This window comes from Streptococcus lishijunsis (genome assembly GCF_047290665.1).
In the GTDB taxonomy this organism is placed as follows: Bacteria; Bacillota; Bacilli; order Lactobacillales; family Streptococcaceae; genus Streptococcus.
In genome coordinates, this window is the sequence record NZ_JBLBUC010000016.1 from 29,426 (window position 1) to 36,270 (window position 6,845).

A 6,845-nucleotide genomic window follows, 5' to 3' on the forward strand; every position below is an offset into this window, starting at 1 on the left:
TTTTTAATCAGTCAATTGGGGATGGAAATAATGTTTTCGACAAACAGGAATGTAAGTTTCGTTACCTCCGATTTGGATTTGGTTACCTTCATAGACAGGTTGTCCATTTTCTGTACGTAAAACCATGGTAGCTTTTTTAGAGCAAAACTGACAAATGGTCTTGATTTCTTCAATCTTGTCAGCTAATAATAAAAGGTACTTAGAACCTTCAAAAAGCTCATTTTGAAAATCATTTTTCAAGCCAAATGCCATAACAGGAATCGCATCTTCATCGACAAGTTTGGCTAAATCATAGACATTTTGCTTACTTAAAAACTGACATTCATCTATTAAAACACAATACGGTTTTTCTGGTAGCTCTCTAATCAAAGCCACTATATCTGTCGTCTTATCCACTGGTATCGCTTTTCTTCGCATACCAATGCGGCTAGAAACCACTCCAAATCCGTCTCTTGTATCTAGCGCACTGGTCATAATCACAACAGGTTTTCCTTGCTCTTCATAATTATGGGCTACTTTTAAGATTTCAATGGTCTTTCCAGAATTCATCGTTCCATACTTATAGTAGAGTTGTGCCAAAATGCCTTCCCACCTTCTAATAGTATCCTACTCATTATATCAAAAAAAAGAAGATGTTGCTATATCAATATAAACAGATGATATATCCGTCCAGCTACTTCTTTAAGTCACAGTTTGGGAGATTTGTGATATAATAACAAGATAATTGTCATTATGTCATAAGGAGTTCTATAGGATGTTAACCAAAGAATTTGATACTATCGCTGCGATTGCAACCCCTCTAGGAGAGGGTGCCATTGGTATTGTCCGTATCTCAGGGACACAGGCACTACCCATTATTCAAAAACTCTTTAAAGGAAAAGACCTGACTCAGGTTGCTAGTCATACACTTCATTACGGTCATATCATTGACCCAGACAGTCAAGAAGTCGTTGATGAGGTCATGGTCTCAGTCATGCTGGCTCCAAAAACCTTTACACGTGAAAATGTCATCGAAATCAATACACATGGTGGCATTGCCATTACCAACGATATTTTACAGCTAGTTCTTCGCTCTGGCGCTCGTATGGCAGAGCCTGGCGAATTTACCAAACGTGCATTTTTAAATGGACGTGTTGACCTGACGCAAGCCGAAGCGGTCATGGATATTATCCGCGCAAAGACGGATAAGGCTGCTGCCATTGCCATTCAACAACTAGATGGGTCTCTGAAAAATCTCATTACCAATACACGCCAAGAAATCCTAGATACCCTTGCTCAAGTGGAGGTCAATATCGACTATCCTGAGTATGATGATGTTGAGGAGATGACAACATCACTCATGCGTGAAAAAACGAAAGATTTCCAAACCCTTCTTGAAAATCTTCTCAAAACCGCACACCGTGGTAAGATTTTGCGTGAAGGTTTATCTACGGCTATCATCGGTCGCCCCAATGTTGGTAAATCCAGTCTTTTAAATACGCTTTTGCGTGAGGACAAGGCTATTGTCACCGATATTGAGGGAACAACTCGTGACGTCATCGAAGAATATGTCAATATCAAAGGGGTTCCACTAAAACTAATTGATACAGCAGGAATTAGAGATACAGATGATGTCGTTGAAAAAATCGGCGTAGAACGCTCTAAAAAAGCCTTATCAGAAGCTGATTTGGTCCTTCTGGTGTTAAATAATTCCGAACCCTTAACGCCTCAAGATAGAGCCTTACTTGAGATGAGTCAGGATAGCAACCGCATCATCTTACTAAATAAAACAGACCTTGCACCAGCTATTGAAATCAATGAACTTCCCAAAGATACCATTGCCATTTCGGTTTTGAAAGGGCACAATATTGATCAAATCGAAGACGCTATCAATACGCTGTTCTTTGAGGAAACTGCAGGTATTGAAAAAGATGCAACCTACCTCTCAAATGCACGCCATATCGCTTTGATAGAGCAGGCTTTAGAGAGCCTAAAAGCTGTCAATGATGGGCTTGAAAATGGCATGCCTGTAGATTTATTACAAGTTGATATGACACGCTGCTGGGAGATTTTAGGAGAGATAACTGGTGAAGCCGCACCAGACGAACTCATCAGTAAACTCTTTAGCCAATTTTGCCTTGGTAAATAAGGTCTATAACACTAGAAAAAGACTTGCTTCGCAAGTCTTTTCTAATATCATTGTTGACAAATATCTGCTATTAAAGCTCTTAAATCAGGCAAGACCTCTTCTTTAAACCAAGGATTTTGCGATTGCCAGATATTATTTCTAGGCGAAGGGTGCACCAATGGAAAATAATCTGGAAGATAATCTTTATAGTGCTTTACCGTATCTGTCAGACGAGGATACGCCCTCTTTTTGAGATAGTAACGCTGCGCATATTGACCAATCAAAAGGGTTAGGCTGACATTAGGTAATAGCGCCAAGGTCTTTGGATGCCACTTGGGAGCAAAGCTCGCACGAGGAGGCAAATCCCCTGATTTACCACGACCTGGGAAATAATAATCCATCGGCAAAACAGCAAACAAGCCTGATTGATAAAAGGTATGACGATCTACACCTAACCATTCTCTAAGATTGTCACCACTTGGATCATCAAAATACAGATGTGACTGCTCAGCGCGGCTACCTGGAGCTTGACCGATGATAGCCACTTTAGCTGTCTTTGGTGCACTAAATAAAGGCTTGATACCACGCTCAGTATAAGACTGATTGGCCTCATCTGCCATAATATCTGCTATCAGTGTCTCTATTGTCTTCATAGGCTAGCTTGATTAGACAAAACCATTATTTGATCAATTCATAAATAGCTTCTGCGTAAATAGTAACGGCGCGGTAGAGATCTTCGACTTCAACAAATTCGTTGGCTTGGTGCATGGTGTTGACATAATCAGGGAACATCGCTCCATAAGCCACACCTCGCTCTAACAAGCGTCCAAAAGTACCACCACCAATCACTTGCTCATAGCCTTTTTGACCTGTTTGTCTCTCATAAACATCTAAAAGAGTAGCGACCAAAGGATCTTCTGGAGAGACATAGTGTGGCGTATGCTCATGTTCAGACAAGCTAACACGCTCAACTCCTGCTAACTGCTCAAGCCCTTTTTGAATGGTCTTGGCGTCTGTCCCTTTTGGATAACGGAAATTAAGCGCAATAGTGTTATCCGTACTCTGATCATCAAAATGGAAGACACCAGCATTCATAGACAAAGCCCCCATCTTATCATCGGAGTAGGCTACACCTAGCTTTTGCCCTTCAAAATCGTCATGCAGAATGTCCGCACTTAAAGAGAGATACGCCTTAGCAGCACCTTCAAAGGTATATTGATTTAAAAATTGTGCCAAATACGTCGCACCGTTAATCCCTTCTTCTGGTGTTGAACCATGAGCTGATTTTCCAAAAATGGTAATCGTGATACGTCCTTTATCCTCGCTCAAATCAGCTGTAATAGGGCGCTCAGAAAGAAATGCCTCTAGGTCTTGTCTTATCTCCTCAAAAGAGCTGCCACTTGTGATAGTCGCTGTGGCAGATTCAGGCACCATATTTTCACGCAAGCCCCCTTCAAAATGATGTAAGCGATAAGCTCCGTCATTAGCTCCCGAAAAATGAAGGTATTCGGTGATATTTCCTTTTTCGCCATTGATGATTGGAAATTCTGCATCAGGTGAAAACCCAAAATCAGGTTTTTTCAAGCCAGAATGCGCAAAATAATAATCCATATCAGCCCAGCCTGATTCTTCATCCGTTCCTACGATAAAGCGAACTTTTTTCGATACAGGAAGCCCCAATTCCTTAATAATCTTCAAAGCATAGTAGCAAGCAACTGTAGGTCCTTTATCATCTGAAGAACCACGCGCATACAAACGTCCATCCTTAATCACAGGCTCATAAGGGTCACTCTCCCAACCACTTCCTGCTGGCACGACATCCAAATGAGCAAAAATCCCCAATTCTTCTTCGCCTTCTCCAAATGTAAAATGCCCAGCATAATTATCAATATTAGCTGTCTCATAACCATCACGCTCAGCCATTTGTAAAAAAGCTTCTAAAGCACGCACTGGACCAGGACCAAAGGGATGAGTAGCATCAGCTTTACTGTCATCACGCTCAGAATTGATACGCAATAAAGCTACTAAATCTTCCATCATAGCCTCTCTACGCTTGCTAACTTCTGCTTTAAAATCTACTGTCATATGTCTTCCTTTCTATTTTTAGTATCTTAATACTATTTTAATTAACGTTCTTCTATCAGATGCTCAATAGGCAAACGATAGCTGTTAGCAGACGAGTTGTCATTACTATACCCTACGGTAACGAGCAACTCAGGACGATAGCGCTTATCTACCTCTAACAAGCTATTGAGCTTAGATTTATCAAAGCCCAAAATAATATTAGAGCCCAGCCCCATCTCTGTCAACGTCAAAACCAGATTCATAACCACAATACCAGCATTGAGTGCCAGATACTCACCTGTAGCGACCTTATCAAAAGCAGCAAAGCGCTTTGGCATAGTCTCTGTGAGATACGTCAACAAACTTTCTGGAAAATCTTCCTTACCCAGCTCAGCTATTTCCAAAGAACGCTGAGACAAAGCGGTGTCTGTAAATAACGCAATCACATATTGACTGGAAGCGACCTGTTTTTGATTAAGTTCTGGGAGACTAACTGCCAATTCGTGTTTACGTTCCTTGACAAGTACAAAGTGCCACGGTTGGATATTATGGGCAGAAGGCGATAAACTAGCCATCTCAATTGCCTGATAAATGGCCTCTTTCTCTACTAGCTTATCACTAAACTGCTTGACAGCACGACGTTTTTGATTTAATTCACGAAAACCCACACGATTCTTCCTTTCTACTTACAGGGATATTGTTATTTTATCACTTTTTAAGTGACTTAGCACCCTTTTATTAGCTCTTTCGCTTTTTATAATGATTATCATTTTCTGAAAATTTCAAATTTACTTATACTCTTATGTTATAATAACAACTGTGGACTCGTCCACAAGCAAGCGCTGCAAAGATTGTAGCGTTTAACGATCACTCTTTTTTAGAAAGGAAATAGCTGACCGTTACCTTTATATTGACAAAGGACGCATTCTTCATGATTGGCATCAAAAAGACTGGCTGACTTTTGACAATAACCTCCGTGCACAATATGGTTTACGTGGATTACATATCTCTGATAGCTTAGCTTCTACTACTTTTCCAGAAACTTCCGAAGGATTAGAACTATCGCAAGTCCAACTACACACCAACCAAAAACATCTAGGAACCATTGAGCATCTTTTTCTACCAAGCCAATCTATCATAGCTATTACAGATGATAATGGTCTTGGAAAATCAACTCTCGCTCAATATCTAGTAGGTCTAAAAGCTGAGACAGGAACTATCTATTGGCAAGGCAAGAAAACTAAGCCCCAACAACGCCTCAAATTCGCAAGTCTAGTCTTATAAGATGTACGCCTTCAATTATTTACAGATAGTGTTAACTCTGAGATAAGGCTTGGAACTAAACAACTATCAAATCGTGATGACGTTATGAGACAACTAGGACTACAACCATTGCTGAATAAGCATCCACTAGCTTTATCAGGAGGCGAGCAACAACGTGTTGTTATCGCTAACGTCCTTATGTCCGATAAAAACACCCTTATCTTTAATGAGCCAACTAGCGGACTAGACTATCATCATATGAAACACTTTGCCACACTCCTCAAAACATTAGTCAGTAAAGAACAATTGATTATCGTCATTACACATGACCAAGAACTCATCCACCTTGCCTGTGATTATCACATCAATTTAGCCGACTATCTGACATAACAAAACCCCCAATCTCTTTATCATAGAGGTTGGGGGTTTTACTAGATAATCATATCAGGATTTTCCTTATCTAAAATACGCTTATTAGCTGTTGCTCCTAAAAAAGTAACCGACTGTTTTATAATAAAATCAAGTGCCTGATGTAGCGCTTCTTCTCGACTAGGATCTAGTAATTCAATCACTAAAAAAGCATTGGTCGTTTGATTGGTAATCATGGTACGCTTACCATCTCGCCAGTTAAGACAACGACAAACAGCCCCCACTTCATCTGTATAGCATAACTCATTTGGAAGTGTTGGTTTATTATCATCCTCACCAATCAGATAAAAATCATCACCACCCTCTGTTATACCCAACCGTAAATCTCCCACAAACGTATCACTATCTTCAGCACCACATGGTAAAGCATAACGCAGACTAGCCGCATTATAAATATCAACCAAAGGGTTGATGCTAGAGACAGGATTATCTCCACTTGTTCTTTTTAACAAAGCTTCTATACTAGATCTAGCTCCTTTCTTGGTTTTAAAGCGCTGAAAAGCTTGACGATAGACCTTAATAACAGGGTTTTCACTAAATGTATCTTCTATCAAGTATCCCTTAGCTATCTGATTACTATCAGCTAGTAAGTCTTGCAACTCGTAAGGAGATACATCGCCTGCTTTATAGTCTTTTAGCAGAACTACGCCAATCTTTGCATCTGGAAAAAGTTCCCAAAATGAGTCATCTACGATAAATTTTGTCATGATATCTCTCCTTCTTAATAAATGGCTAAATACAAAATAAACATTCCAAGGTATCTTCTCAGACCTAACGATACCTTAAAATGCTTACTCACCCGGTGGCGATATGATGTAATTAGTGTCATTATTATATCATATCTATTAAACTTGTCAATTGACCCGTATGTGTCGCAATTTTTGAGAATGCTCTAAATTCAAGTCAAATTTGATATCAAGAGAACTCATTTATTCTGTTTTTGCTACGAAAAAAGACCGAATCAAAGTTTTTCCTTTGTTTC

6 protein-coding genes and 1 pseudogene are annotated in these 6,845 nt (G+C 39.8%); 2 read left to right on the forward strand and 5 right to left on the reverse strand.

Features of this window, described 5'->3' with window-relative positions; genetic code table 11:
- Positions 1-3: 3 nt before the first annotated feature.
- Positions 4-579 (reverse strand): thymidine kinase, encoded by a 576-nt coding sequence (locus tag ACLN19_RS06965; RefSeq protein WP_413384709.1) that lies wholly within the window; start codon positions 577-579, stop codon positions 4-6.
- A 175-nt stretch (positions 580-754) separates the two neighbouring features.
- Between ACLN19_RS06965 and mnmE the strand changes: the two genes are divergently transcribed.
- On the forward strand, positions 755-2,128 hold the full coding sequence (gene mnmE, locus ACLN19_RS06970; protein ID WP_413384711.1) for a tRNA uridine-5-carboxymethylaminomethyl(34) synthesis GTPase MnmE: 1,374 nt from the start codon (positions 755-757) through the stop codon (positions 2,126-2,128).
- Between the two features lie 47 nt (positions 2,129-2,175).
- Here mnmE and ACLN19_RS06975 read toward each other — a convergent pair whose 3' ends face one another.
- Genes ACLN19_RS06975 through ACLN19_RS06985 form a run of 3 tightly spaced genes read right to left on the reverse strand, consistent with a single transcriptional unit; the run spans position 2,176 to position 4,839 of the window.
- Positions 2,176-2,760, reverse strand: a complete 585-nt coding sequence (locus ACLN19_RS06975; protein ID WP_413384713.1) for a uracil-DNA glycosylase family protein — start codon at positions 2,758-2,760, stop codon at positions 2,176-2,178.
- Between the two features lie 25 nt (positions 2,761-2,785).
- Positions 2,786-4,192, reverse strand: coding sequence for a dipeptidase PepV (gene pepV / locus ACLN19_RS06980; RefSeq protein ID WP_413384715.1), 1,407 nt, complete (start codon positions 4,190-4,192; stop codon positions 2,786-2,788).
- Between the two features lie 41 nt (positions 4,193-4,233).
- Entirely contained in the window at positions 4,234-4,839 is a 606-nt protein-coding gene (locus ACLN19_RS06985; protein WP_413384717.1) for a nitroreductase family protein, read from the reverse strand.
- 436 nt (positions 4,840-5,275) lie between these two features.
- Between ACLN19_RS06985 and ACLN19_RS06990 the strand changes: the two are divergent.
- A pseudogene (locus ACLN19_RS06990) lies at positions 5,276-5,824 on the forward strand (ATP-binding cassette domain-containing protein).
- A gap of 41 nt (positions 5,825-5,865) precedes the next feature.
- On the opposite strand, the gene ACLN19_RS06995 reads toward ACLN19_RS06990, so the two are convergent.
- Positions 5,866-6,570: a B3/B4 domain-containing protein gene (locus tag ACLN19_RS06995; protein ID WP_413384719.1), complete on the reverse strand. Its 705-nt coding sequence runs from the start codon at positions 6,568-6,570 to the stop codon at positions 5,866-5,868.
- Positions 6,571-6,845 lie beyond the last annotated feature (275 nt).

Excerpts from the sequence above, each read along its gene's own strand:
- ACLN19_RS06995 (WP_413384719.1), bottom strand. The coding sequence starts at position 6,570 with ATGACAAAATTTATCGTAGATGACTCATTTTGGGAACTTTTTCCAGAT.
- pepV (WP_413384715.1), bottom strand. The coding sequence starts at position 4,192 with ATGACAGTAGATTTTAAAGCAGAAGTTAGCAAGCGTAGAGAGGCTATG.
- mnmE (WP_413384711.1), top strand. The coding sequence starts at position 755 with ATGTTAACCAAAGAATTTGATACTATCGCTGCGATTGCAACCCCTCTA.
- ACLN19_RS06975 (WP_413384713.1), bottom strand. The coding sequence starts at position 2,760 with ATGAAGACAATAGAGACACTGATAGCAGATATTATGGCAGATGAGGCC.